The sequence below is a fragment of the Arthrobacter sp. zg-Y844 genome, from assembly GCF_024385465.1.
In the GTDB taxonomy this organism is placed as follows: Bacteria; Actinomycetota; Actinomycetes; order Actinomycetales; family Micrococcaceae; genus Arthrobacter_B.
Map to the genome: position 1 here is coordinate 258211 of NZ_JANFLS010000002.1, position 24064 is coordinate 282274.

A 24064-nucleotide genomic window follows, 5' to 3' on the forward strand; every position below is an offset into this window, starting at 1 on the left:
GCATGGCAGTATTGAAAGCATGTTGCGTTGGTTGACCGCCGGTGAGTCCCATGGCCCTGCATTGGTTGGAATTGTTGAAGGTGTCCCTGCCGGAGTGGAGGTGGACAGCACCCTCATCTCCGCGGCTCTGGCCCGCCGCCGCCTCGGTTACGGCCGCGGTGCGCGGATGAAATTTGAACAGGATGCCGTGCGCATCCTGGGCGGCGTCCGCCACGGCAAGACCCAGGGCGGCCCCGTCGCCATCGAGATCGGCAACACCGAGTGGCCCAAGTGGGAACAGGTGATGGCTGCCGATCCGGTGGACCCGGCAGTCCTGGCCGACTCTGCACGCAACGCGCCCCTCACCCGTCCCCGTCCGGGGCATGCTGATTTCACCGGCATGCAGAAGTACGGTTTTGACGAAGCCCGTCCTGTCCTGGAACGCGCCAGCGCAAGGGAAACCGCCACCCGCGTGGCGCTTGGTGCCGTGGCCTCCGCGTTCCTGAAGCAGCTGGGCATTGAGCTGGTCAGCCACACCGTGGGTATTGCCGGCGTGATGGCGCCCGGCGACTCGGCGTTGCCGCTCCCGGCCGACGTCGACGCGCTCGACGCCGATCCGATGCGCTGCTTCGATGCAGGCGTCTCGGCCGCCATGGTGGCTGAGGTCGATGCCGCCCATAAGGAGGGCGAGACGCTCGGGGGAGTGGTGGAGGTGCTGGCCTACGGACTGCCGCCGGGACTGGGCAGCTACGTTCATTGGGACCGACGGCTGGACGCCCGGATCGCCGGTGCCCTGATGGGCATCCAGGCCATCAAGGGCGTGGAAGTAGGGGACGGTTTCCTGACTGCCACCCGCCGCGGCTCCGCCGCCCACGACGAAATCCTGCAGGATGCCGAGGGCCGGGTGGTCCGCTCCGGCAACCGCGCCGGAGGCATTGAAGGCGGCATGAGCATCGGCGAACTGCTGCGGGTACGCGCCGCAATGAAACCCATTGCCACCGTGCCGCGGGCACTGCGCACCGTTGACGTGAGTACCTCCGCACCGGCCCGGGCCCACCACCAGCGTTCGGATGTCTGCGCGGTCCCCGCTGCCGGTGTGGTTGCCGAAGCCATGGTGGCGCTGGTCCTGGCCGAAGCCGTGATTGAGAAGTTCGGCGGCGATTCCGTGCCCGAAACCGCACGGAACCTGCACGCCTACCTGGCCGCCATCCCGCAGCCGCTGGAATCCGCCGGTACCGATGTCTCCTAGGAGCGGCAGGTCCAGCGGGCTCGATCGGCACCTGGTCCTGATGGGCTTTATGGCCGCCGGGAAGTCCGTCGTCGGACGCGGGTTCGCCGCCCGCCACGGGATGCCCTTCCTGGACACGGACGAGGCCGTCGTGGCACGGTACGGGCCCATTGCCGGCATTTTCAGTGCCTACGGCGAGCACTATTTCCGCGAGGTTGAAGCGCGGGCCGTTGCCGCGGCCCTTGAGGCCCGGGTGCCCACGGTGATTTCACTGGGCGGGGGCGCGGTGCTGGACTCGGGGACCCAGCAACTGCTCGGCCGCGCCACTGTAGTGTTTCTGGATACGGACCTTGCCACCGTGCTTCCACGGATCACCCGTGCAGGCCACCGTCCACTGCTCGCACCGGACCCCGTCCGGCGCTGGCAGGAGCTGGCGGACATCCGCCGCCCCATATACGAATCCCTGGCCGACATCACCATTGACACCAGGGGACTTACTGTTCCGGCCATTATTGACCGGCTGACTTCCGTCCTCATCAAAGGAGAAGACTAGATGCCCTCCGACCCCACGATCATCCCGGTGACCGGCACCAACCCCGCCGAGAACTACGACGTCGTCGTAGGCAACGGCCTGCTTGGCCGGCTGCCGGACATGCTCGGTGAGCGCGTGCGCCGCGTCCTGGTGATCCACCCGCGCGCCCTGCGCACCACCGGCGATACCGTACGCGATGAACTCGCCGCCACGGGCCTGACCGCCGTCACCGCGGAAATCCCGGACGCCGAAGAGGGCAAGCACATCCAGGTGGCGTCCTTCTGCTGGCAGGTCCTGGGCCAGAACGATTTCACCCGGTCCGATGCCATCGTCGCCGTCGGCGGCGGGGCGGTCACCGACGTGGCCGGCTTCGTGGCCGCCACTTGGCTGCGCGGCATCAAAGTGGTGCACATCCCCACGTCCCTGCTGGGCATGGTGGACGCGGCCGTGGGCGGCAAGACCGCCATCAACACGGCTGAAGGCAAGAACCTCGTGGGCGCCTTCCATCCGCCCGCCGGGGTCCTGGCCGACCTGGACGCCCTGTCCACCCTGCCCAAGAACGAGCTGCTCAGCGGCATGGCCGAGGTCATCAAATGCGGGTTCATCGCCGACCCCGCCATCCTGGACCTGATCGAAGCGAACCCGGAGGCAGTGGCCGACGGCGCTTCCGACGTCGTCCGCGAACTGGTGGAACGCTCCATCGGGGTCAAGGCCGAGATTGTCTCCTCGGACCTGCGCGAATCCGGCCGGCGGGAATTCCTGAACTACGGGCACACCCTGGGCCACTCCATCGAGCTGGCGGAACGCTACCAGTGGCGGCACGGCGCGGCAGTGTCCGTCGGCCTGGTCTTCGCTGCGGAACTGGGACGGACGGTGGGCCGGCTGGATGACGCCACCGCGGACCGGCACAAGGAGATCCTCTCCTCGCTGGGGCTGCCCGTGACCTACCGCAAGGACCGCTGGTCCGCCCTGCTGGACGGCATGCGCCGGGACAAGAAGTCCCGCGGGGACCTGCTGCGCTTCGTGGTGCTGGACGGACTGGCCAAACCGTCCATGCTGGAGGTGCCGGATACCTCGCTGCTGTTCGCGGCCTACCAGGAGATTGCCTCCGAGCCGCAGGGCGGAATCCGCCTCAGCCTGTAGGTTCCGCGCGAGCGGGTAGAATAGTCGACGGACTTGAATAAAACGCACTTTGACTAACGACTGACGAACAATATCTAGACGGACAACGGAAGAGAAACTGTGGCGACGACCAACGACATCAAGAACGGCACCGTGCTGAAGCTTGAAGGCAACCTCTGGAGCATCATCGAGTTCCAGCACGTGAAGCCGGGCAAGGGTGGTGCGTTCGTCCGTACCAAGATGCGCAACGTGACTTCGGGCAAGGTAGTGGACAAGACGTTCAACGCCGGCATCAAGGTCGAGACCGCCACGGTGGACCGCCGCGACTACCAGTACCTGTACCAGGACGGCGAAGACTACGTCTTCATGGACACCTCCGACTTCGACCAGCTCACGGTCCCCGGCAAGATTGTCGGTGACAACGCGAACTTCATGATGGAGTCCATGATGGTCACCATCGCGATCCACGAGGGTTCGCCGCTGTACATCGAGCTGCCGCCGTCGGTCACCATGGAGATCACGTACACCGAGCCGGGCCTGCAGGGCGACCGCTCCACCGGCGGCACCAAGCCCGCCACCATCGAGACCGGCTACGAGATCCAGGTGCCCCTGTTCCTGGAGCAGGGCACAAAGGTCAAGGTCGACACCCGCACCGGCGACTACCTGGGACGCGTTAACGAGTGAGTGCACGCAGTAAAGCACGGACCCGGGCACTGGAGGTCCTTTTCGAAGCCGAACAGCGTTCGGTTTCTGCCTTCGATGCCATTCGGGCCCGCCGCGAAAAGACCGACCAGACCATCAACCCCTACACCATGGACCTGGTGGAAGGCGTGGTTGCGATGCAGGAGCAGATCGATGAGTTCCTGAGCACGTATTCGCAGGGCTGGACGCTTGATCGCATGCCTTCGGTGGACCGCATCATCCTCCGCCTGGGCACTTGGGAACTTCTCTACAACGACGACGTTCCCGACAAGGTGGCCATCAGCGAAGCCGTGGAATTGGCGAAAGCGCTCTCCACGGACGAATCCCCGGCCTTCATCAACGGCCTGCTCGGACGGCTGCAGGAACTGAAGCCCTCCCTGCTGGCCTAGGCAGGATCCAAGCATCCAGAAAAGACCGGCCCCGCGGGGCCGGTCTTTTCTGCGTTTCCAGCCGTTTCACCTGGCCTGCAGCGCCTGCCCGGCCAGCATAGTGGTCCGGATGCCGGTGAGTTCCCCCAGCAGGGTCCGCTCGTACTCCATATTGGCGCTGACATCCCGGCCGGAGGCTATCTGCTGCCGGGTCAAGGCCAGGCGGGTGGCACGCCGGATGAACTCCTTCATGTGCGGTGCCGCCCCGGTGGCCCGTGCCCAGCCCATTGCCTGGCGGCGGCCGGCGCCGGTGGCCAGCATCCGCACTTCTGCGGGGGTGAACCAGCCCGCCGCTGCGTATTCGGAAAGCCGTTGCAGGGTCAGGCGCTGCTCCGCGCGGCGCAGCAGCCATACCCCGGTGACCGCCGCGCCGAAGAACGGAACCTGGAGCAGGAAGTAGAAGAGGAAGAAGTCCCCGAAAAACAACGCGGGACCGCCGTTCCACAGCATGTGCCCCAGAATGGCCGGAATCAATCCGATGGCGAAGGCCGGCAGGATCCAGGCGTTGCCCGCACGCCGCGCCGCCAGGCCCAGGGCGAGCCCGGTGCAGGCGGTGAACAGGACATGCGCAAAGGGGGAGAGCAGCCCGCGGAGGATGAAAATAAACCCGAGCTCGTACACCGTCTCGGGCCCGGCTGTCCGCAGCGCTGCCCCGAAATAGAGGATGTTTTCCGTGAAGGCGAACCCCGCTGCCACGGCAGCCGCAAACACGATGCCGTCCACCGGCCCGTCAAAGATCCGCCGGCGGACCAGCAGCAGCAGGAGGATGCCCAGGCCCTTGGCGATTTCCTCCACTACGGGAGCCTGGACCACGGCGCCCAGCAGGTCCGCCGAGCCGTAGGGGACCAGCTCCAGCAGGGCAAACGTGAAGTACGGGCCAACCACCAGGGCGATGGCCACCGAAACCCCGGCACCCCACAGGAACGAGAAAACCAGGCTGCTTCGCGGTTCCGGCTCCCACCGGTCCACCCACCAGATACCCAGCACGCAGATGCCCAGGGGAACCAGCGCCAGGAGCCCGCAGAAAATGAAGGCCGGCGGGCCGAGGCCGTCGAGAAGGTACATGCCCACCCAGGCCAGGGCCACGGAGGAGAGCGCAATCAGCACCACGGTGGCTGCCAGGCCCTTGTCCCGGCGTGGTGCAGGAGGGGACCAGAACGGCTGGACAGGTGCGGCGCCGTCGGCAGCGCCGTAGCCCGGAGGGGCGGGATGCTGCTGGTCAGGGTAGATACCGGGTGCGCTCATGCGCTGGGCCTGCTCATAGCAGACAGGATAGTTCCACCGCGGCATATCCCGTCACACACAACGGGCGGCGGCGTGGCCTGTGATAGCTTGGTGCCGCATTCAACCTTTAAATTCCGTCCTGTGAGGCGGGGAAGGAGGAAGCGAATATGACGGCCAAAGATGCTCTTTCCAGCCGTACTGTTTTGTCTTCAGCTGACATCGACCGCGCCCTGACGCGTATTGCCTACGAGATCCTCGAGGCCAACAAAGGTCCCGAAGACCTGGTCCTGATGGGGATCCCGCGCCGCGGTTATCCGCTGGCCCAGCGCCTGGCCGCCAAGATCGCGGCGGCGGCTCCCGGCGTCGATCCCGCTGCCATCACCGGCCAGCTCGACGTCACCATGTTCCGTGACGACCTCGCCCGCAGGCCCACCCGGCCGCCCTACGCCACCCGCGTCCCGGTCACCGGGATTGACGACAAAGTGGTGGTGCTGGTGGACGACGTCCTGTATTCCGGCCGCACCATCCGTTCCGCGCTCGATGCCCTCGTGGACCTCGGCCGGCCGCGCATCGTCCGGCTGGCAGTGCTCGTGGACCGCGGCCACCGCGAACTACCCATCCGGGCAGACCATGTGGGCAAGAACCTGCCCACCGCATCCATCGAACAGGTCCGGGTCCGGCTGGCCGAAAGCGACAGCGCGGCCACGGGTGAAGCGGCCACAGACGAAGTGGTCATCGAGGGCACTGCATGAGGCACCTCCTGTCCACGCTGGACCTCAGCCGGTCCGACGCCCTGGCCATCCTGGATACGGCCGAGCAGATGGCCGCAGTAGGGGAACGGGAAGTAAAGAAGCTTCCGGCCCTGCGCGGGCGCACCGTGGTGAACCTCTTCTTCGAGGACTCCACCCGCACACGCATCTCCTTTGAGGCGGCCGCGAAACGGCTGTCCGCCGACGTCATCAATTTCTCCGCCAAGGGATCGTCGGTCTCCAAGGGCGAATCACTGAAGGACACTGCACAGACGCTGGCTGCCATGGGCGCCGACGCCGTAGTGATCCGGCACGGTTCCTCCGGCGCGCCGGCGCGGCTGGCGTCCTCGGGCTGGATAGATGCCGCAGTTCTCAACGCCGGGGACGGCACGCACGAACACCCCACCCAGGCGCTGCTGGATGCCTTCACCATGCGACGGCACTGGGCGCGGCTGCACGGTACGGAATCCACCGGCACCGACCTGGCCGGAATGAAGGTGGTGATTGCCGGGGACGTGCTGCATTCGCGGGTCGCCCGCTCGGATCTGTGGCTGCTTCGGACACTGGGCGCGGAGGTCACCCTGGTTGCACCGCCCACGCTGCTGCCGTTCGGCGTCGAATCCTGGCCCTGCACCGTCAGTTACGACCTGGACGAGGCACTGGCGACCCGGCCGGATGCCGTCATGATGCTGCGGGTGCAGGGGGAACGGATGCACTCTGCCTTCTTCCCCTCCGTCCGCGAGTATTCCCGCCGCTGGGGCCTGGACGACGTCCGCCTCGACCGGCTGGACACCCTGGGCCTGACGGACACCATCATCATGCACCCCGGTCCGATGAACCGCGGGCTGGAAATTTCCGCCCGTGCCGCTGATTCGCCCCGCTCGACCGTCCTGGACCAGGTCCGCAACGGCGTTTCGGTGCGGATGGCCGCCCTTTACCTGCTGCTCTCCGGAGAGAACAGCACCCCCCGTACCCAGCAGGAGCAGCCCCGATGAGCACTACCGGCACCTATCTGATCCGCGGAGCGTCACTGCTCGGCACCGAACGTGCGGATATCCGTATCGAAGACGGCACCATCACCGCCGTCGCCCCTGAACTGCCGGTGCCTCCCGGCGCCGCCGTGGTCGAGGCGGAGGGCCTGATCGCCCTGCCCGGCATGGTGGACCTGCACACGCACCTGCGCGAACCCGGCCGGGAAGACGCCGAAACCGTAGAGACCGGCACCCGTGCCGCAGCACTCGGCGGCTTCACCGCCGTACACGCCATGGCCAACAGCATGCCGGTTGCAGACACCGCCGGCGTGGTGGAACAGGTCCTCAGCCTGGGGGAGCGGGCCGGCTGGGTGGACGTGCGTCCCGTGGGGGCGGTCACGGTAGGCCTGGAAGGCCGGCAGCTGGCGGAACTCGGCGCGATGGCCGACTCCCGGGCCCGGGTGCGGGTGTTTTCCGACGATGGCAAGTGCGTTTCGGACCCGGTGCTGATGCGCCGTGCGCTGGAATATGTGAAGGCGTTCGACGGCGTCGTTGCCCAGCACGCGCAGGAGCCCCGCCTCACCGAGGGGGCACAGATGAACGAAGGCGAAGTCAGCGCCGTCCTCGGACTGGCCGGCTGGCCCGCCGTCGCCGAGGAATCCATCATCGCCCGCGACGTCCTGCTGGCACGGCACACGGGCTCCCGCCTGCATGTCTGCCACCTGTCCACCGCCGGGTCGGTGGAAATCATCCGGTGGGCCAAGGAACGCGGCATCCGGGTTACCGCCGAGGTTACCCCCCACCATCTGCTGCTCACCGACGAACTGGTCCGCACCTACGATCCGGTCTACAAGGTGAACCCGCCCCTGCGCACCGAAGCGGATGTGCAGGCGGTCCGCCGCGGCCTCGCCGACGGCACCATCGATATCGTCGGCACCGATCACGCCCCGCATCCCAGCGAACACAAAGAAGGCGAGTGGGCGACGGCGGCCATGGGCATGACCGGCCTGGAGACCGCGCTGTCCGTGGTGCAGCACGCCATGATCGACACGGGGCTGATGGACTGGGCAGGTTTCGCCCGGGTCACCTCTTCCACCCCTGCGCTGATCGGCCGGGTGGCGGGCCAAGGCAGGCCCCTTGCCGCCGGCGAACCGGCCAACGTCATATTGGTGGACCCGTCTGCGCGAAGGAGGGTCGACCCTTCTAAGATGGCTAGCAAGGGACGCAACAGTCCGTTTGCCGGACTGGAACTGCCCGGTGGAGTCGAAGCGGTTTTCTACGCCGGCCACCCCACCGTCCTGAACGGCAGACTGAACACGCCCCACCCCGCTGCCGCAAAGGAATCCTGATGGAACTGGTCTTTTTCTTCCTGGGCCTGGCCGCCCTTATCGTCGTGGTCCTGGGCCTGTTCGCCCTGGGCTGGCGCGGCCGACGACGCCGCCAGCAGGACACGCCCCGCCCCCTGCCCCTGCCGGACGAACTCTCCGATCCGGGCTTCCAGGCACTGGGCCAATACGTCGCCACCACCACCGCCGGTGACTGGCTGGACCGCGTGGCACTCTACGGCCTGGGCGTAAAGTCCAACGCCACCGCGGCGGTTTTCCCCGAAGGCGTGCTGTTTGCCCGTTCCGGTGCCGACGACCTCTGGATTCCGCGGCAGGACCTGCACGGCGTCCGCCTGGAGCGCGGCATAGCCGGAAAATTCGTTGAAAAGGACGGATTGGTCATTGTGACCTGGCAGCTGGGCCCCAAGCGCGTGGATACCGGCTTCCGTACCCGCTCCTCGGATGAGAAGACTCCCCTTGTCCGCGCCATTACCGAACTTCTGCCGGAATCGGCCACCCCTAGCGAGGAACAACTGTGACAGTTCACGAAACCATCAACCCCACGCCCGCCGTCCTCATGCTGGAAGACGGCCGCACCTTCCGCGGGCGGGCCTACGGTGCGCAGGGAACGGCCCTGGGCGAAGCGGTCTTTGCCACCGGCATGACCGGCTACCAGGAGACCATCACCGACCCCTCCTATGCCCGGCAGCTCGTGGTCCAGACGGCTCCGCATATCGGCAACACCGGAGTCAACGGCGACGACGCCGAGTCCCGGCGGATCTGGGTGGCCGGGTACATTGTGCGCGACGCCGCCCGCCGCCCCTCGAGCTGGCGTTCCGAATCCACCCTGGACGAGCAGCTGGCGGAACAGGGCGTCGTCGGCATCTCCGGCGTCGACACCCGCGCCGTGACCCGGCACCTGCGCGAACGCGGGGCCATGAAGGCCGGGATTTTCTCCGGGTCCGACGCCGAACGCCCCGACAGCGAACTGCTCGCCGAGGTCCGTGCCCAGCAGGGTATGGAGGGCGCACGGCTGGCCGAAGAGGTCAGCGTGGACGAAACCTACCTCATTGACCCGGCAGACCACGGCTGGGCCGGCGACCCGCTGTTCACCGTTGCCGCCATCGACCTAGGCATCAAATCCATGACCCCGGTGCGCCTGGCCGAGCGCGGCATCCGCACCTACGTGCTGCCCGCCGCCTCCACCTTCGAGGACATCAAAGCCCTGGGCGCCGACGGCGTGTTTATGTCCAACGGCCCCGGCGACCCGGCCACCGCCGATGTCCAGGTGGACCTGCTGCGCGAAGTGCTGGATGCCCGCATTCCGTTCTTCGGGATCTGCTTCGGCAACCAGATCCTCGGGCGTGCCCTGGGCTTCGGCACCTACAAGCTGCGCTACGGGCACCGCGGGATCAACCAGCCCGTCCTGGACCGGCGGACCGGCAAGGTGGAAATCACCAGCCAGAACCACGGATTCGCCGTCGACGCCCCGCTGGACGGCCCCGTCACTGCACCGGAAGCCCGCTACGGCCGGGTGGAGGTCAGCCACGTCAGCCTGAACGACGACGTCGTCGAGGGCCTCGCCTGCCTCGACCTCCCCGCCTTCTCGGTCCAGTACCACCCCGAGGCTGCCGCCGGACCGCACGACTCCGCGTACCTCTTTGACCGCTTCGTCGAGCTTATGGCAGCCAGCAAGAGCAAGGAAAGCATCTAATGCCCCGCAGAACCGACCTCAAGTCCGTCCTGGTCATCGGCTCCGGCCCGATCGTCATCGGCCAGGCCGCGGAATTCGACTACTCCGGCACGCAGGCCCTGCGGGTGCTCAAGGAGGAGGGCCTGCGGGTCATCCTCGTGAACTCCAACCCGGCCACCATCATGACCGACCCGGAGTTCGCCGACGCCACGTACGTGGAACCGATCACCCCGGAGATGGTCGAGAAGATCATCGCCAAGGAACGGCCCGACGCGATCCTGCCCACCCTCGGCGGGCAGACGGCCCTGAACACCGCCATCGCCCTGGACAAGAGCGGCGCGCTGGAGAAGTACAACGTGGAACTGATCGGCGCGAACATCGCCGCGATCGAACTCGGCGAGGACCGCGAGAAGTTCAAGGGCGTCGTCGAGCGCTGCGGTGCCGAATCTGCGAAGTCGATCATCGTGCACAGCATGGATGAGGCCTTCGCCGCGGCCGACAAACTGGGCTACCCGATGGTGGTCCGGCCTTCCTTCACCATGGGCGGGCTCGGCTCCGGCCTGGCTTACAACGCCGAGGACCTGCGCCGCATTGCCGGGGCCGGCATCCAGTACAGCCCCACCTCCGAGGTTCTGCTTGAAGAGAGCATCCTGGGTTGGAAGGAATACGAACTGGAGATGATGCGGGATAAGAACGACAACGTGGTTGTCGTCTGTTCCATCGAGAACTTCGATCCGGTGGGCGTGCACACCGGAGACTCCATCACCGTGGCTCCCGCCATGACCCTGACCGACCGCGAGTACCAGAAGCTGCGCAACATCGCGATCGCCGTCATCCGCGAGGTAGGCGTGGACACCGGGGGCTGCAACATCCAGTTCGCCATCGAGCCGGACACCGGCCGCGTGGTGGTCATTGAAATGAACCCGCGCGTCTCCCGCTCCTCGGCGCTGGCGTCCAAGGCCACCGGCTTCGCCATCGCCAAGATCGCCACGAAGCTTTCCCTCGGCTACACCCTGGACGAGATTCCGAACGACATCACCAAGAAGACGCCGGCGTCGTTCGAGCCCACCCTCGACTACGTCGTGGTGAAGGTCCCGCGGTTCGCTTTCGAGAAGTTCCCGGCCGCGGATCCCACGCTGACCACCACCATGAAGTCCGTAGGCGAGGCCATGGCGATCGGCCGCAACTTCACCGAAGCCCTGCAGAAGGCACTGCGTTCCCTGGAGCAGAAGGGCGCCTCGCTGTCCTTCGACCCGGTGGACGCAGCCGACGTGCCCGGACTCATTGAGGCGTCGCGGCGGCCCACCACCGCCCGGCTGCAGCAGGTGCAGCAGGCGCTGCTGGGCGGTGCCTCCATCGAGGAGCTCTTCGAAGCCACCGGCATCGACCCCTGGTACCTGGACCAGCTGGTGCTGATCAACGAAACCGCCGAGCAGATCCGTGCCACGCCGTCGGTCAACGAGGACATCCTGCGCCTGGCCAAGCGGCACGGCTTCTCCGACGAGCAGATCGGCGCGCTGACCAACACCCCCGAAGCAGTGGTGCGCGGCGTCCGGCACGCCCTGAACGTACGCCCGGTCTTCAAGACCGTGGACACCTGCGCCGCGGAATTCGCCGCGTACACGCCGTACCACTACTCCTCCTATGACGAGGAGGACGAGGTGGCCGAGCATGCCAAGCCGTCCATCATCATCCTCGGCTCCGGGCCGAACCGGATCGGGCAGGGCATCGAGTTCGACTACTCCTGCGTCCACGCGACCATGGCACTGCGCGAAGCCGGCCACGAGACCGTGATGATCAACTGCAACCCGGAAACCGTGTCCACCGACTACGACATCTCCGACCGGCTCTACTTCGAGCCGCTGACCCTGGAGGATGTCCTGGAGGTCATCGCCGCGGAGCAGCGCACCGGCGGCGTCCTGGGTGTTTTCGTCCAGCTCGGCGGGCAGACGCCGCTGAAGCTGGCACAGGCCCTGGCCGACGCCGGAGTGCCCATCCTGGGCACCTCACCCGCCGCAATCGACCTGGCCGAACACCGCGGTGCGTTCCAGCAGGTGCTGGACGAGGGCGGGCTCACCGCCCCCAAGAACGGCACGGCCGTGTCCTTCGAGGACGCCAAGCGGGTGGCGGACGAGATCGGCTACCCCGTCCTGGTCCGCCCGTCCTATGTCCTGGGCGGCCGCGGCATGGAGATCGTCTATGACGAAGCGAACCTCTCCCGCTACATCACCAACGCCACCGAGATCACCCCGGACCACCCCGTCCTGGTGGACCGGTTCCTTGAAGACGCCATCGAGATCGACGTCGACGCGCTCTTCGACGGCACCGACCTCTACGTGGGCGGAATCATGGAGCACATCGAGGAGGCCGGCATCCATTCGGGCGACTCCGCCTGCGTGCTGCCGCCCATCACCTTCGGCACCGACGTGATCGACCGGGTCCGCGAGGCCACCCGGGTGATCGCCGCCGGCGTCGGCGTCCGCGGGCTGATCAACATCCAGTTCGCCCTGGCCTCGGACATCCTCTACGTCATCGAAGCCAACCCGCGTGCCTCCCGCACCGTGCCGTTCGTGTCCAAGGCCACCGGCGTCCAGCTGGCCAAGGCCGCGGCTCTCATCGGCACCGGCGCCAGCATCGCCGAGCTGCGGGCCGCCGGGAAGCTGACCGCCGTCGGCGACGGCTCCACCCTGCCGCTGGACGCCCCGGTGGCCGTGAAGGAAGCGGTGCTGCCGTTCAGCCGGTTCAGGACCCCCGAGGGCACCGTGGTGGACTCTCTCCTGGGCCCGGAAATGCGGTCCACTGGTGAGGTCATGGGCATCGACAAGTACTTCGACACCGCCTTCGCCAAGTCACAGGCCGCCGCGAACAGTGCCCTGCCCACCGCCGGCAAGGTCTTCGTATCGGTGGCGAACCGGGACAAGCGCTCGATCATCATGCCGGTGAAGCGGATGAGCGACCTCGGCTTCGAGATCCTCTCCACCGGCGGCACGGCCGAGGTGCTGCGCCGCAACGGCATTGCCGCCACGGTGGTGCGCAAGGTCGCCGAGGGTGCCGGACCGGACGGCGAAGGGACCGTCGTGGACCTGATCACCGCCGGCGAGATCAACCTGGTGGTCAACACGCCTTCCGGCGGCCAGGCCCGCGGCGACGGATACGAAATCCGGGCCGCGGCAACGTCCATCGGCTGCCCGGTGGTCACCACCGTCTCCGAGTTCGGTGCCGCCGTGCAGGCGATCGACGCGATGCGCTCCTACGAATGGGACGTGACTTCCCTGCAGGAACACGCCGCCCGGTTGAAGGCAGCCGGTGCCTGAGGAACGTCCCGCTTTCGGTGCGCGGCTGCGCGCGGCCATGGACCGCCGCGGGCAGCTGTGCGTCGGCATCGATCCGCACCCCGAACTGCTGGCCCAGTGGGGCCTGAACGACGACGCCGCCGGGCTCGAACGTTTTTCCCTCACCGTCCTCGCGGCGGTGGGGGAGCAGGTTGCGGCCGTGAAGCCACAGGTGGCGCTGTACGAACGCCACGGATCCGCCGGGCTGGCGGTCCTGGAACGCCTGCTGCAGGAGTGTTCGGACGCCGGCGTGCTCAGTATCGCCGACGCCAAGCGCGGGGACATCGGCTCCACGATGGCAGCCTATGCGGACGCGTGGCTGCGGGACGGTTCGCCGCTGGCGGCCGACGCCGTGACGCTCAGTCCGTATCTCGGGTTCGGGTCCCTGCGGCCCGCCCTGGACCTTGCGGCTGCCACCGGACGCGGTGTATTTGTCCTGGCACTGACGTCAAACCCGGAAGGGGCGTCCGTTCAGCACGTCGGCGCCGGGGGAGCGGAACGGTCCGTGGCTGCCCGGATCGTGGACGCGGCAGCGGCGGAAAATGCCGGCCCGGGAGGTGGTTCCGGGACGGAACTGGGCTCCGTGGGACTTGTGGTCGGCGCGACCGTCGGCACGGCACTGGCAGATCTGGAGATCGACCTTGCCGCCTCGCGGGCACCGCTGCTCGCTCCGGGCCTGGGCGCCCAGGGGGCAACCGCCGCCGACCTGCGCGGAACCTTCGCTGCGGCGTACCCCAACGTCCTGGCCACCTCCAGCCGCGGCATCCTGCGGGCCGGCCCCGACCCCCGGGGCCTCCTCGACGCAGCACTGCGGACCGGATCGGAGCTGGCATCCGTACGCTAGGGGAGCGGCGTCTGCGAATCGGGTTCCATTGCAATTGGGCTTCGATTGCGGATAGGTTCGGAGCTACCAGCAGAGCCGCTGACAGCGGTGTGTCTTCGTCCGGGAGCGTCTCTTGAACCTCAAGCCACTGACAGAAGCCGAGCGTACGCTCGCCCGCGAAAAGGCCACCGCGGCCCGGGCGGTCCGTGCGGAGGTCAAGTCACGTATCAAGTCCGGTGATCTCAGCATCGAGGAAGTCATCCTGTCCCGTTCCGGCGAGGAAGCGGTTGGCCGGCTGAAGGTCATGGACCTGCTGCGCGCCTTGCCTGGTGTCGGGGAGCGCCGCGCAGCTGGAATAATGGCTACGGTAGGTATTGCGCCCACCCGCCGGGTCCGGGGGTTGGGCGTGCATCAGCGCAAGGCGCTGATAGACCTGCTGGCGAGCCATTAGGCTCAGGAGGCCCGCAATAACAACGAGTGAATGAGGTTTACGTGTCGCAACCGCGGCTGACAGTTCTGGCAGGTCCAACCGCAGTTGGCAAGGGCACTGTATCCACCTATATCCGGGACAACTATCCCGAGGTCTGGCTTTCCGTCTCGGCCACCACCCGTGCCCCCCGTCCGGGTGAAGAAGACGGCGTACATTACTTCTTCGTCAGCGCCGAAGAGTTCGACGCCATGATTGAGCAGGACCAGATGCTCGAGTGGGCAGTGGTCCACGGACGCAACCGCTATGGAACCCTGCGCCGCACCGTGGAAGCAGCCATGGCCGAGGGCCGCAGCGTATTGCTGGAGATCGATCTCCAGGGTGCGCGGCAGGTCAAGAAGTCCATGCCGGAGGCGAATTTCGTGTTCCTGGCCCCGCCTACCTGGGACGAAATGGTGCGGCGACTGGTCGGGCGCGGAACCGAAACGCCCGAAGAGCAGCAGCAACGGCTGGAAACCGCTAAACTGGAACTTGCTGCCGAGTCCGAGTTCGATCACACCGTCATTAATGATGACGTCCAGCGGGCTGCAGCTGAGCTTGTATCACTCATGGGAATCAGTCCGCGCACGCGCTGACAAACCGCGAATCCCGTTCAAGAATTTTGGAGAACCCTGTGTCTGAAGGCATCATCAACCCGCCGATCGACGACCTGCTCGAAGCCGCCGATTCCAAGTACGCGCTGGTCATCTACGGTGCCAAGCGCGCCCGCCAGATCAACGCCTACTACTCCCAGCTGCACGAGGGCCTGTTCGAGTACGTCGGCCCGCTGGTGGAAACCAAGCTGAACGAAAAGCCGCTGTCCATCGCCCTGCGCGAGATCAACGACGGCATGCTCGTGGTGCGCCCGAACGAGAACGCCGAGTAAAGCTCAGCGACCACAAGGGGGAAGGCAGCAGCGTGCGCATAGTCCTGGGCGTCGGCGGCGGAATCGCCGCGTACAAGGCCGCGTCGCTGCTGCGGCTTTTCACCGAGGCCGGGCACAACGTCACCGTTGTCCCCACCGAATCCTCCAAGCAGTTCGTCGGTGTTGCAACGTGGGAGGCGCTCTCCGGCAACCCCGTCTCCTCCTCCGTCTTCGACGAAGTGGAGAAGGTCAACCATGTGCGGCTCGGACACGAAGCGGATCTGATCGTGGTGGCCCCGGCCACTGCGGACCTGCTGGCCCGGGCTGCCGCCGGCCAGGCAAACGACCTGCTCACCAATACCCTGCTAATGGCGCGCGGGCCGGTGGTTTTCGCCCCGGCCATGCATACCGAAATGTGGATGCATCCCGCGACCACCGCCAACGTCGCCACCCTGCGCAGCCGGGGTGCCGTGGTGCTGGAACCGGGCATCGGGCGGCTGACGGGCAAGGACACCGGCCCCGGCCGCCTGCCGGAACCGGAAGCCATCTTCACCGCCGCACTGGCCGCCGTGGAAGCTGACAGCGTCGAAGCTGACAGCAGCGAGGCCGCAAACACCGCAGCCGCTCCCGGCGATCTGGCCGGCACCACCGTCACCATCACCGCCGGAGGCACCCGCGAACCGCTGGACCCGGTACGGTTCCTCGGCAACCGCTCCTCAGGAAAGCAGGGGACCGCGCTGGCCGAAGCGGCGCTGGCGGCCGGCGCCCGGGTGCGGCTCATCGCGGCGCACATGGATGTTCCGGCGCCGAGCGGCGTCGAGCTTATCCGCGTCGAAACAGCCCTCGAACTCCGTACCGCCGTGCACGCGGCCGCCGCGGATTCCGACGTCGTGATCATGGCCGCCGCGGTCGCGGATTTCCGCCCGTCACAGGTGGTGGACACCAAAATCAAGAAGCGCGACGACGAAGCGGATCCCGTGATCACCCTCGTCCGCAATCCCGACATCCTGCAGGAACTGGTCCAGGCGCGCGAAGCAGCCGGAGCGGGCACCCCGAAACTCATTGTCGGCTTCGCCGCCGAAACCGGAGATGCCAGCTCCGATGTGCTCGAATACGGGCGCAAGAAGCTTGCCCGCAAGGGCTGCGACCTGCTGGTCCTCAACCGGGTCGGCAAATCCCTGGTCTTCGGCCAGGACGACACCGAGGTGAGGATTCTCTCACCGGCAGACGCCGCAGAGGATGCAGGCGAAAGCGCAGCCGGCACCAAAGCCGACGTTTCGGCACGCATCATCGCGCGGATTTCCGCCGAGCTCGCCGCACGCACCGCCTGAGGCCGCGCACCCTGCACGTGCTTCGATGGTCGGTGCGGCCCGGTAGAGTAAATCCCGTGACTTTTTCCGATACATCATCCCCCTCCAAGCCGCAGTCCAACCTGCGCCTTTTCACCTCGGAATCCGTCACTGAGGGCCACCCGGACAAAATCTGTGACCAGATCAGTGACGCAATCCTCGACGGCCTGCTCAAGGTCGATCCCGAGTCCCGGGTAGCCGTTGAAACCCTGGTGACCACAGGCCTGGTGCACGTCGCAGGAGAAGTGACCACCGAGGGTTACGTTGAGATCCCGCAGCTGGTCCGCGACACCATCCTGGACATCGGCTACGATTCCTCGGCCAACGGCTTCGACGGCGCCCGCTGCGGCGTGTCCGTATCCATCGGCCAGCAGTCCCCGGAAATCGCTTCAGGTGTGTTCAACTCCCTGGAGAACCGGACCGGCAAGGTTGTTGACCCCTATGACGCCCAGGGCGCGGGGGACCAGGGCATCATGTTCGGCTACGCCAGTGACGAGACCTCGGTGCTGATGCCCACGCCCATCTGGCTGGCCCACCGCCTCTCCGAACGCCTCACCACCGTCCGCAAGGACGGCACCCTCCCGTACCTTCGTCCGGACGGCAAGACCCAGGTCACCGTGGGGTACGACGGCGACCGGCCGGTTTCCGTGGACTCCGTGGTTGTCTCCACCCAGCACGCCGCGGAGCTGGACCTGGAACAGCTGCGTGCCGACATGGTCGAGTACGTGGTGAACCCCGTCCTGGCCGGCACCGACCTGGACATTTCCGATGTCAAGCACATCATCAACCCCGGCGGACCCTTCGTCATTGGCGGTCCCGTCGGCGATGCCGGCCTCACCGGCCGCAAGATCATCGTTGACACCTACGGTGGATTTGCCCGCCACGGCGGCGGTGCGTTCAGCGGCAAGGACCCGAGCAAGGTGGACCGTTCCGCGGCCTACGCCATGCGCTGGGTTGCCAAGAACGTGGTCGCCGCCGGCCTGGCCCGGCGTGCGGAAATCCAGATTGCCTACGCCATCGGGATGGCCCGCCCCGTAGGCATCTACGTGGAAACCTTCGGTACCGAGACGGTGGACCCGGCCCGGATTGCCGACGCCGTGCAGGAAGTCTTCGACCTGCGTCCGCTGGGCATCATCAACGGCCTGGACCTCAAGCGTCCCATCTACCAGCGGACTGCCGCCCACGGCCACTTCGGCCGTGAGGACGAAGGTTTCACCTGGGAGCGCAAGGACAAGGTCGAGGACCTCCGCAGCTACTTCAACGTGTAGCCGGCCATGGCCGCCGACGACACTACCGAGGCCGTGCAGCTTTCCCTGCTGCACGGCTTCACGCCGTCGGCAAAACCGGTAGGCAAGTCCCAGCCGGCTTCCGCCCTGCCGATTGCCCGTGTCCTGCTGGATTCCCCGCTGCCGCACCTGGACCGGCCCTTTGACTATCTGGTCCCCGCAGACCTCGACGCCGACGCTGTGCCCGGCGCCCGGGTCAAGGTGCGGTTCGGCGGCCAGGAACTCCCTGGATTTATCACTGAACGGGCGGCCGAAGCGGACACCGCCGCCCGGTTGATGCCGTTGGGCAAGGTAATCTCCCCGCAGCCAGTGCTTTCGCCGCAGATCCTGCGCCTGGCCGAGGCCGTTGCAGCACGCTACGCCGGAACCGTCCATGACGTGCTGCGGGTGGCGATTCCGCCGCGTGCGGCGAGGGTGGAGAAGGAATTCACTCCGGAAGCGCGGGCGGCATCCGCTGGGACGGGCGCCGGGATTGACGCCGGCTCCGGTGCCGGTGCCGGCACTGATTCGGGAGCAGCAGCGGCAGACACCGTACCCGGACCGGAAGGGGCCGGAGCCAACCCGCTGGCACGCTATCCGCACGGACCGCGGTTCCTGACCCATCTGGCCGCGGGCCACCGCCCCCGCGCCGTGCTCTCCTCGCTCGGCGGTTACGGCGCGAAGGACTGGCCTGCCGAAATTGCCGAAGCTGTGCGCTCCACGCTGCTCTCCGGGCGGGGCGCCGTCGTCGTCGTTCCCGACAATAAGGACCTCTCGCGGGTGCAGTCGGCGCTTACTGCCCGGATCGGTGCAGACTCCTTTGTGCGGTTGACGGCCGAAGACGGACCCACTCCGCGCTACCGCAGTTTCCTCCAGTTGCTGCACGGCGATGTCCGTGTGGCCATCGGGACCCGTTCGGCCGCTTATGCGCCGGTGCGGGATCTTGGGCTGGCCGTGATCTGGGACGACGCCGATGATCTGCACGCCGAACAGCGGGCCCCCTACCAGCACGCCCGCGACGTCCTTCTGCTGCGTGCCGAACTGGAAGACGCAGCCCTGCTCCTGGCGTCGCATTCGCGGAGCACTGAGGCGCAGCGGCTGGTCGCCAGCGGCTGGGCAGCCGGTATAGCGGCCGACCGTTCAACCGTCCGGGCGCATGCCCCGCGGGTGGTCAGCACTACCGATTCCTTCACGATGGAACGCGACCCCTTGGCTGCCCGTGCCCGGATACCGCACGCCGCGTGGAAGGCGGCGCAGGACGGACTGACGCGCGGACCGGTGCTGGTCCAGGTGGCCCGGACCGGTTTCTCGCCTGCGTTGTCCTGCCAGGAGTGCCGGGAACCCGCCCGGTGCCGCAACTGCTCCGGCCCCTTGGGCCTTGCCAGCAGGAACGGTATTCCGGCATGCCGCTGGTGCGGGCGGCCGGAGCCCATGTGGCATTGCGGCAACTGCGGAGGAACCCAGCTGCGGGGCTCCACCGCCGGTGCCGGGCGCACCGCCGAGGAGCTGGGCCGTGCGTTCCCCTCCACTACCGTGATTTCTTCCGCCGGCGACCACATCCGGACCGAGATTCCGGACACTCCGGCACTGGTCGTCGCCACCCCCGGCGCCGAGCCCGTAGCTCCGGGTGGCTACGCCGCAGCCATTCTGCTGGACGGCAATGCGATGCTGTCCCGCGAATCACTGCGCGCGGGGGAGGACACCCTGCGCCGCTGGTTTACGGCGGCATCGCTGGTCCGGCCGGCAACGGAAAAAGGCCTCGTGGTTGTCACGGCTGACGATTCGGCAACGGTTGGCCATCTGCTCCGTTGGGACCCGGCGTCGGCGGCGGAACGCGAACTGGAGCTGCGGCGCGAACTGGGTTTGCCGCCGGCCGTGCGGTATGCCGAACTGACCGGGTCGCGGGAGGGACTTGACGCGTTCATTACGCGGCTCGAGCTGCCTGAGGGTGTCCGGACCGTGGGGCCGGCGCCGCTTGCACCCGCAGTTGCCCCGCCGCCGGGGAACGCCCAGCAACGGGAGAGCAAGTCCCCGGACGGCCAGTTGGGCGGCGCCGGCGGACGCTACCGGACACTCCTGTTTTTCCCCTACGCTGCGGCCCCCGCGATTACGGCGGCGCTTCGTTCAACCAAGGCTGCTGCCTCTGCCCGCCGGACGGGCGATCCCGTCTACATTCGAGTGGACGGAACCGACGTTCTCTAGGGCCTGGCGTCCTGCGACTGGTTCCAGCTGCAGTCCTTGCTTACAGCAGCTCGTGTTCCTGCAGCTGGTTCTTGCTTACAGCAGCTCGAACAGCACGGCGCAGGCGCCAAGCAGGGAAAGCAAAGCCAGTTGGGCGGCACCGCCCAACCGGGACAACCGCCCCAACAGTCCACGGGGTACTCCGTGGATCATCCAGTACCGATGATTGACAGTGGGCAGCTTCACTGCTGCGTCCCCTTTCCCAGCCCCCGGGCCTGGCGGCTGCAGCTGTGACTGCCCACCCACTTGCCCGGGCCGATCCGTTTCAAGGCGTACATTTCCCAGTATCCCGCCCCGCGGAAAGCAGAATTGACCGGAATCGGGGTGAAGTTTGCCACTGGGTGTGCCCATGTGGCGGGTACAACGAAGGGCTCCGGATTTCCGGAGCCCTTCGTTGCAGAAAATGGAGTCAGGGATTAGGCCCCAACGGTTTCCCGGCTGGTACCTTCGACTGCGCTGTTTCCTTCGTCTGCACCGTTTCCTTCGACGGTTTCGCCGTTGATAGCGGAAGCTTCCGTTGAGGTTTGGACGGCGATCTTGCGGGGCTTGGCCCGCTCAACCACCGGGATGATGACACTGAGGACACCGTTCTCGTACTGGGCCGAAATCTGTTCAGTGTCGATCCCCTGGCCGAGGTTGAGCTGGCGCAGGAAGGAACCGCTTTCCCGTTCGCGGGTGAGCCACTTGACCCCGTCCGTGTTCTGCAGCGTGCGCTGGGCCCGGATGGTCAGCAGTTGGCCGTCGACGTCAATGTCGATGGATCCGGGATCGATCCCGGGGAGATCTGCTGCGAGGATGTACTGGTCGCCTTGCCGGTAGAGGTCCATGGGCATGCCGCGCAGGGTTCCTTCGCCACGCAGTGCCTGAGCCATGCGGTCCAGTTCCTGGAACGGATCAAACTTCATAGCCATGGTGGTACCAACTCCTTCAACATAATCGCTTTTTCAGCGGTGCCGAGATTCAGTTCCAAAGTTGAGTCAGTGACGCTCAACTTGCGAAAATGAGATTAGCACTCTCAAGGGGCGAGTGCCAACTACTTTTTCCGGTGTTGAATTTGTTCTCTTAGCGGTTGCCTCCGCGACCCGTCCGCACTGCTGCCAGGCGTGCCAGCTCCTGGACGTCGCCCGGGGTGCCGCGCCATGGAGCCCCGTGTCCGGGGAGCACCCAGTTGGCCTCGATGCCGGCCAGCCGGTTCAGGGAATGCAGGGCTAACGCAGGGTCATCAGTGAACGGTGCGGGTCGAATGCCGGTCCGCCCTGTCAGCACGTCGCGGGTGGTGAGTGCATCCCCGACAAAGACCGCATCCGCGGCCGGCACATACACGGCAATGCTGCCCGGGGAGTGTCCAGGCAGGGCTATGACCTGCGGTTCACCCGGCAGCGGGAGAACGTCACCGTCCGCCACCTCGGAGACCTCGGTGAGGTACGTGGTTCGCCAACCCCGCTTGCGCACCGCGTAGGCGAAGAACCGGACCACGGGACCCGGCCGCATGGGGCCCATCGCAGGCTTTGGCTTCTTGCCGCCGCGAGCACGATCTGCATCCTCGGAGTGGACGAAGACAGGCACGTTCCGGGTCCGGCGCAGTCTTTCGGCAAAGCCGATGTGGTCACTGTCCCCGTGCGTCAGGACCACCCCGCGTATGTCGTCCAGAGTTCGGCCCATGGACTTCAGTTCAGCGAGCAGATCCTTCCAGTGCCCGGGGAGTCCGGTATCGATCACGGTAATCCCGTCCTCCGTGTCCACCAGATAAGCGGCCACAATGTCGTTGCCGATGCGGTGCAGGTGCGGTCCAAGCTTCACTGGTACTCCTTCTCATGGGCAGGCAGTTGGCCGATCCGTGCGTGCTGATTCGGCGGCACCAGCTGTTGTGCTGCCATAAGCTGATTGGCCGCCACTATAGCCATGTGCTTCCCGCAGTGGCAGTCCTCCAGAGGCCGCCTTCAGGCTGCCCAAACAAAATCCGCTATGCATGCTTCAACGGGGGAGTGTAGGGAACGTTCTGGGGAACGCGCCGGGGGATGTTCCGGGGGATGTTCCGGGTGGCATGGCCGGTGCGCCGGCTGCGGCATTGTTCCGCGCGGTGCCGTCCCGGGCAGGGGCGGAGCGGTGGAACGATACGTGTGGCCGGTCGGCGTCGTCGTGTCCACCGTGTGTCCGGCGGGTGCCGTGCCTGCCGTGTCCGCCGTGTCTCTGGTTCCGGTGGTGATGCCGGAATCTGCTGCGGGCTCCGGACTGCTTATTCGGACTGGTTCTGCGGTCCACCCCGGCGCTTCCTTGGCATGGTTGCACGCCTCGCATAGCCCCTGCCCGTTGGCAGCATTTGTGGGTCCGCCGCGGTTGTGAGGACGAATATGGTCCAGATGGCGGATTGGTGCTCCGCACCAGGGCATTCGGCAGGTGGTGTCCCGGGCTGCGATGAATCGTGCCAGCGATTTGGGAAACAGCCGTGCCCGGGAGTCCATTGCCACCAGTTCTCCCGTATCGGGAGCCGCGTAGAGCCTCCGGATCCAGCGTTCCTCGTGCTTGTCGGGCCCGCCCACCGCCTGGTCCTTGGCCCGGCCCCGGTTGCTCCGGCCCCGCCTGCTCCGGCCCCGCCTGCTCCGGGCCAGGCTGCTCCGGCGTCGAACCAGATCCCGAGCCCATTGCGCCGGAACCGGGCCATACCCGGGCACTAGCACCGGTTCGGAATCGCCTGCCAGCAAAGTCCGGTCGGTCATTACCAGCTGGATCTCCACCTTCAACGAGCCGGCACCTCCCTGCCCGGTGACCCGTTCCACCAGGGTGTCGGCCATGATGTGGCCCCGCCCCCTTGCGTCGCCGGCGGCGCGTAGCCGGTCAGCCTCGCGTGAAAGGGCTGCGTAGACGCCCACTCCCTGCGCGACGGGCAGTAATCCGGTCAGGTATGTCATGGTGTCCGGCGCCGGACGGCAGGAAACGAACCGTTCGGATGTTGCTTTCGCGGCACGGTTCACTGCCGCCCGTGGGTCCAACCGGTATGCGGCAGCCTTGGCGCGGGCGATGATCTGCCGGTCACCCAGGGACTCCAGGAGACCGGTATCACCTGCCACTTCTTCATCCACTAGCCTGCGGTCCTGAAGGGAGAGGCAAGCTGTCTCACGCACCAGGAGGGTGGCCCGCCATTCGCTGATCTTCCCCAGGGACAAGGCCCGCATCGTGTACGGCATCTCCGAGGTAAGGACTTTTGCAAGACCGAGCAGCCGTCCGCCCTTGTTGGCGGATTCCCGCCGGGCCAGAGCGATCTGTGAAGCTACCCCTCGCCCAAGATCTTCCTTCCGAAGTCCGGCATGTTCCTGCTTGCGCCGCTGCGAGGCCTCGAATGCCGCTGAGATCCGTGCCTGCGCGGCGGCAGCTGCACCCTTCAGTTCCTCCAGCGCGCGGAGTTGGTCGATCAGTTCCGCATCCGAGACGATTTCCGAAACTGAACCCTCCGGCGTGTGGCCGGATGTGGGCCCGGAATCTGCGGCCAAGTACTCCACCCAGGCGTCGAACACTGCGGATTGGACCTCCAGAGGCCCCCTCCGATGATGATCAACCGACGGCGAGTATTCGAACATGTGTTCGAGTCTAGCGTTCGTTCGGACTGGCTAAAAGGGCAAACCTACGCGTCCCAATACCTGTTTTTAATCGGACACTGTGCGTTTGGCCTGCGCGGGAACCGCGCCGATTGCTGGGGCAGATGGCGCTTCGGGGCGCGCTGTGCCAGTAGGCGCCCGGGGGTAATCGTTGCCCGTGCCGGCAAAACAGGTTGT

Annotated in this window: 23 protein-coding genes; 18 read left to right on the top strand and 5 right to left on the bottom strand. The window is 66.6% G+C overall.

Annotated elements, in window-relative coordinates; genetic code table 11:
- Positions 1–19 precede the first annotated feature (19 nt).
- From aroC to nusB, 5 genes are all read left to right on the top strand, one after another.
- Positions 20–1228, top strand: coding sequence for a chorismate synthase (aroC, locus tag NNX35_RS08020; protein WP_255862943.1), 1209 nt, complete (start codon positions 20–22; stop codon positions 1226–1228).
- A complete protein-coding gene (locus NNX35_RS08025; RefSeq protein ID WP_255766323.1) occupies positions 1218–1760 on the top strand; it encodes a shikimate kinase in 543 nt (180 codons plus the stop codon). The genes aroC and NNX35_RS08025 overlap by 11 nt, the downstream gene beginning before the upstream one ends.
- Positions 1761–2882: a 3-dehydroquinate synthase gene (aroB, locus tag NNX35_RS08030; protein WP_255867452.1), complete on the top strand. Its 1122-nt coding sequence runs from the start codon at positions 1761–1763 to the stop codon at positions 2880–2882.
- 99 nt (positions 2883–2981) lie between these two features.
- Positions 2982–3545 carry an elongation factor P gene (gene efp, locus NNX35_RS08035; protein WP_227911484.1) on the top strand — a complete coding sequence of 188 codons (564 nt, stop codon included), beginning with the start codon at positions 2982–2984 and terminating at the stop codon, positions 3543–3545.
- The gene (gene nusB / locus NNX35_RS08040) at positions 3542–3952 is read left to right on the top strand and encodes a transcription antitermination factor NusB (RefSeq protein WP_227921364.1); all 411 of its coding nucleotides are present in this window, start codon (positions 3542–3544) and stop codon (positions 3950–3952) included. Before efp ends, nusB begins: the two co-directional genes overlap by 4 nt.
- Positions 3953–4018: 66 nt before the next feature.
- Here nusB and NNX35_RS08045 read toward each other — a convergent pair whose 3' ends face one another.
- On the bottom strand, positions 4019–5236 hold the full coding sequence (locus NNX35_RS08045; RefSeq protein ID WP_255862945.1) for a PrsW family intramembrane metalloprotease: 1218 nt from the start codon (positions 5234–5236) through the stop codon (positions 4019–4021).
- 146 nt (positions 5237–5382) lie between these two features.
- Between NNX35_RS08045 and pyrR the strand changes: the two genes are divergently transcribed.
- The 13 genes from pyrR (at position 5383) to NNX35_RS08110 (ending at position 20255) form a co-directional block, all read left to right on the top strand.
- Positions 5383–5967 carry a bifunctional pyr operon transcriptional regulator/uracil phosphoribosyltransferase PyrR gene (gene pyrR / locus NNX35_RS08050; RefSeq protein WP_255766320.1) on the top strand — a complete coding sequence of 195 codons (585 nt, stop codon included), beginning with the start codon at positions 5383–5385 and terminating at the stop codon, positions 5965–5967.
- Complete coding sequence (locus NNX35_RS08055) at positions 5964–6959, top strand: aspartate carbamoyltransferase catalytic subunit (RefSeq protein WP_255766319.1); 996 nt, start codon at positions 5964–5966, stop codon at positions 6957–6959. Before pyrR ends, NNX35_RS08055 begins: the two co-directional genes overlap by 4 nt.
- Positions 6956–8284, top strand: a complete 1329-nt coding sequence (locus NNX35_RS08060; protein WP_255766318.1) for a dihydroorotase — start codon at positions 6956–6958, stop codon at positions 8282–8284. Before NNX35_RS08055 ends, NNX35_RS08060 begins: the two co-directional genes overlap by 4 nt.
- The gene (locus NNX35_RS08065; RefSeq protein WP_255766317.1) at positions 8284–8799 is read left to right on the top strand and encodes a hypothetical protein; all 516 of its coding nucleotides are present in this window, start codon (positions 8284–8286) and stop codon (positions 8797–8799) included. The genes NNX35_RS08060 and NNX35_RS08065 overlap by 1 nt, the downstream gene beginning before the upstream one ends.
- Positions 8800–8837: 38 nt before the next feature.
- Complete coding sequence (carA, locus tag NNX35_RS08070) at positions 8838–9974, top strand: glutamine-hydrolyzing carbamoyl-phosphate synthase small subunit (RefSeq protein WP_255867804.1); 1137 nt, start codon at positions 8838–8840, stop codon at positions 9972–9974.
- Positions 9974–13267, top strand: a complete 3294-nt coding sequence (gene carB / locus NNX35_RS08075; protein ID WP_255867453.1) for a carbamoyl-phosphate synthase large subunit — start codon at positions 9974–9976, stop codon at positions 13265–13267. The genes carA and carB overlap by 1 nt, the downstream gene beginning before the upstream one ends.
- A complete protein-coding gene (gene pyrF, locus NNX35_RS08080; RefSeq protein WP_255867455.1) occupies positions 13260–14129 on the top strand; it encodes an orotidine-5'-phosphate decarboxylase in 870 nt (289 codons plus the stop codon). Before carB ends, pyrF begins: the two co-directional genes overlap by 8 nt.
- Before the next feature lie 112 nt (positions 14130–14241).
- Positions 14242–14559 carry an integration host factor, actinobacterial type gene (gene mihF / locus NNX35_RS08085; protein ID WP_227921382.1) on the top strand — a complete coding sequence of 106 codons (318 nt, stop codon included), beginning with the start codon at positions 14242–14244 and terminating at the stop codon, positions 14557–14559.
- A 41-nt stretch (positions 14560–14600) separates the two neighbouring features.
- Complete coding sequence (gene gmk / locus NNX35_RS08090) at positions 14601–15170, top strand: guanylate kinase (RefSeq protein ID WP_255766313.1); 570 nt, start codon at positions 14601–14603, stop codon at positions 15168–15170.
- A 26-nt stretch (positions 15171–15196) separates the two neighbouring features.
- Positions 15197–15460 (top strand): DNA-directed RNA polymerase subunit omega, encoded by a 264-nt coding sequence (rpoZ, locus tag NNX35_RS08095; RefSeq protein ID WP_227921386.1) that lies wholly within the window; start codon positions 15197–15199, stop codon positions 15458–15460.
- A gap of 32 nt (positions 15461–15492) precedes the next feature.
- A complete protein-coding gene (coaBC, locus tag NNX35_RS08100) occupies positions 15493–16770 on the top strand; it encodes a bifunctional phosphopantothenoylcysteine decarboxylase/phosphopantothenate--cysteine ligase CoaBC (RefSeq protein ID WP_255867456.1) in 1278 nt (425 codons plus the stop codon).
- Between the two features lie 56 nt (positions 16771–16826).
- Complete coding sequence (metK, locus tag NNX35_RS08105; RefSeq protein ID WP_255766311.1) at positions 16827–18056, top strand: methionine adenosyltransferase; 1230 nt, start codon at positions 16827–16829, stop codon at positions 18054–18056.
- Between the two features lie 6 nt (positions 18057–18062).
- Positions 18063–20255 (top strand): primosomal protein N', encoded by a 2193-nt coding sequence (locus NNX35_RS08110; RefSeq protein WP_255867457.1) that lies wholly within the window; start codon positions 18063–18065, stop codon positions 20253–20255.
- Positions 20256–20330: 75 nt separating this feature from the next.
- Here NNX35_RS08110 and NNX35_RS08115 read toward each other — a convergent pair whose 3' ends face one another.
- The 4 genes from NNX35_RS08115 to NNX35_RS08130 form a co-directional block, all read right to left on the bottom strand.
- Entirely contained in the window at positions 20331–20480 is a 150-nt protein-coding gene (locus tag NNX35_RS08115; protein WP_255766309.1) for a hypothetical protein, read from the bottom strand.
- Between the two features lie 230 nt (positions 20481–20710).
- Positions 20711–21205, bottom strand: a complete 495-nt coding sequence (locus tag NNX35_RS08120) for an Hsp20/alpha crystallin family protein (RefSeq protein WP_255867458.1) — start codon at positions 21203–21205, stop codon at positions 20711–20713.
- Positions 21206–21356: 151 nt separating this feature from the next.
- Positions 21357–22094: an MBL fold metallo-hydrolase gene (locus NNX35_RS08125; protein WP_255867459.1), complete on the bottom strand. Its 738-nt coding sequence runs from the start codon at positions 22092–22094 to the stop codon at positions 21357–21359.
- Positions 22095–22234: 140 nt separating this feature from the next.
- Positions 22235–23869, bottom strand: coding sequence for an HNH endonuclease signature motif containing protein (locus tag NNX35_RS08130; RefSeq protein WP_255867460.1), 1635 nt, complete (start codon positions 23867–23869; stop codon positions 22235–22237).
- Between the last annotated feature and the right edge of the window lie 195 nt (positions 23870–24064).

What these genes read in the sequence shown, in the direction of transcription:
- aroC (WP_255862943.1), top strand. Translation starts at nt 20, where the DNA reads ATGTTGCGTTGGTTGACCGCCGGTGAGTCCCATGGCCCTGCATTGGTT.
- NNX35_RS08025 (WP_255766323.1), top strand. Translation starts at nt 1,218, where the DNA reads ATGTCTCCTAGGAGCGGCAGGTCCAGCGGGCTCGATCGGCACCTGGTC.
- aroB (WP_255867452.1), top strand. Translation starts at nt 1,761, where the DNA reads ATGCCCTCCGACCCCACGATCATCCCGGTGACCGGCACCAACCCCGCC.
- NNX35_RS08045 (WP_255862945.1), bottom strand. Translation starts at nt 5,236, where the DNA reads ATGAGCGCACCCGGTATCTACCCTGACCAGCAGCATCCCGCCCCTCCG.
- pyrR (WP_255766320.1), top strand. Translation starts at nt 5,383, where the DNA reads ATGACGGCCAAAGATGCTCTTTCCAGCCGTACTGTTTTGTCTTCAGCT.
- NNX35_RS08055 (WP_255766319.1), top strand. Translation starts at nt 5,964, where the DNA reads ATGAGGCACCTCCTGTCCACGCTGGACCTCAGCCGGTCCGACGCCCTG.
- NNX35_RS08060 (WP_255766318.1), top strand. Translation starts at nt 6,956, where the DNA reads ATGAGCACTACCGGCACCTATCTGATCCGCGGAGCGTCACTGCTCGGC.
- NNX35_RS08065 (WP_255766317.1), top strand. Translation starts at nt 8,284, where the DNA reads ATGGAACTGGTCTTTTTCTTCCTGGGCCTGGCCGCCCTTATCGTCGTG.
- carA (WP_255867804.1), top strand. Translation starts at nt 8,838, where the DNA reads ATGCTGGAAGACGGCCGCACCTTCCGCGGGCGGGCCTACGGTGCGCAG.
- carB (WP_255867453.1), top strand. Translation starts at nt 9,974, where the DNA reads ATGCCCCGCAGAACCGACCTCAAGTCCGTCCTGGTCATCGGCTCCGGC.
- NNX35_RS08110 (WP_255867457.1), top strand. Translation starts at nt 18,063, where the DNA reads ATGGCCGCCGACGACACTACCGAGGCCGTGCAGCTTTCCCTGCTGCAC.
- NNX35_RS08120 (WP_255867458.1), bottom strand. Translation starts at nt 21,205, where the DNA reads ATGGCTATGAAGTTTGATCCGTTCCAGGAACTGGACCGCATGGCTCAG.
- NNX35_RS08130 (WP_255867460.1), bottom strand. Translation starts at nt 23,869, where the DNA reads ATGTTCGAATACTCGCCGTCGGTTGATCATCATCGGAGGGGGCCTCTG.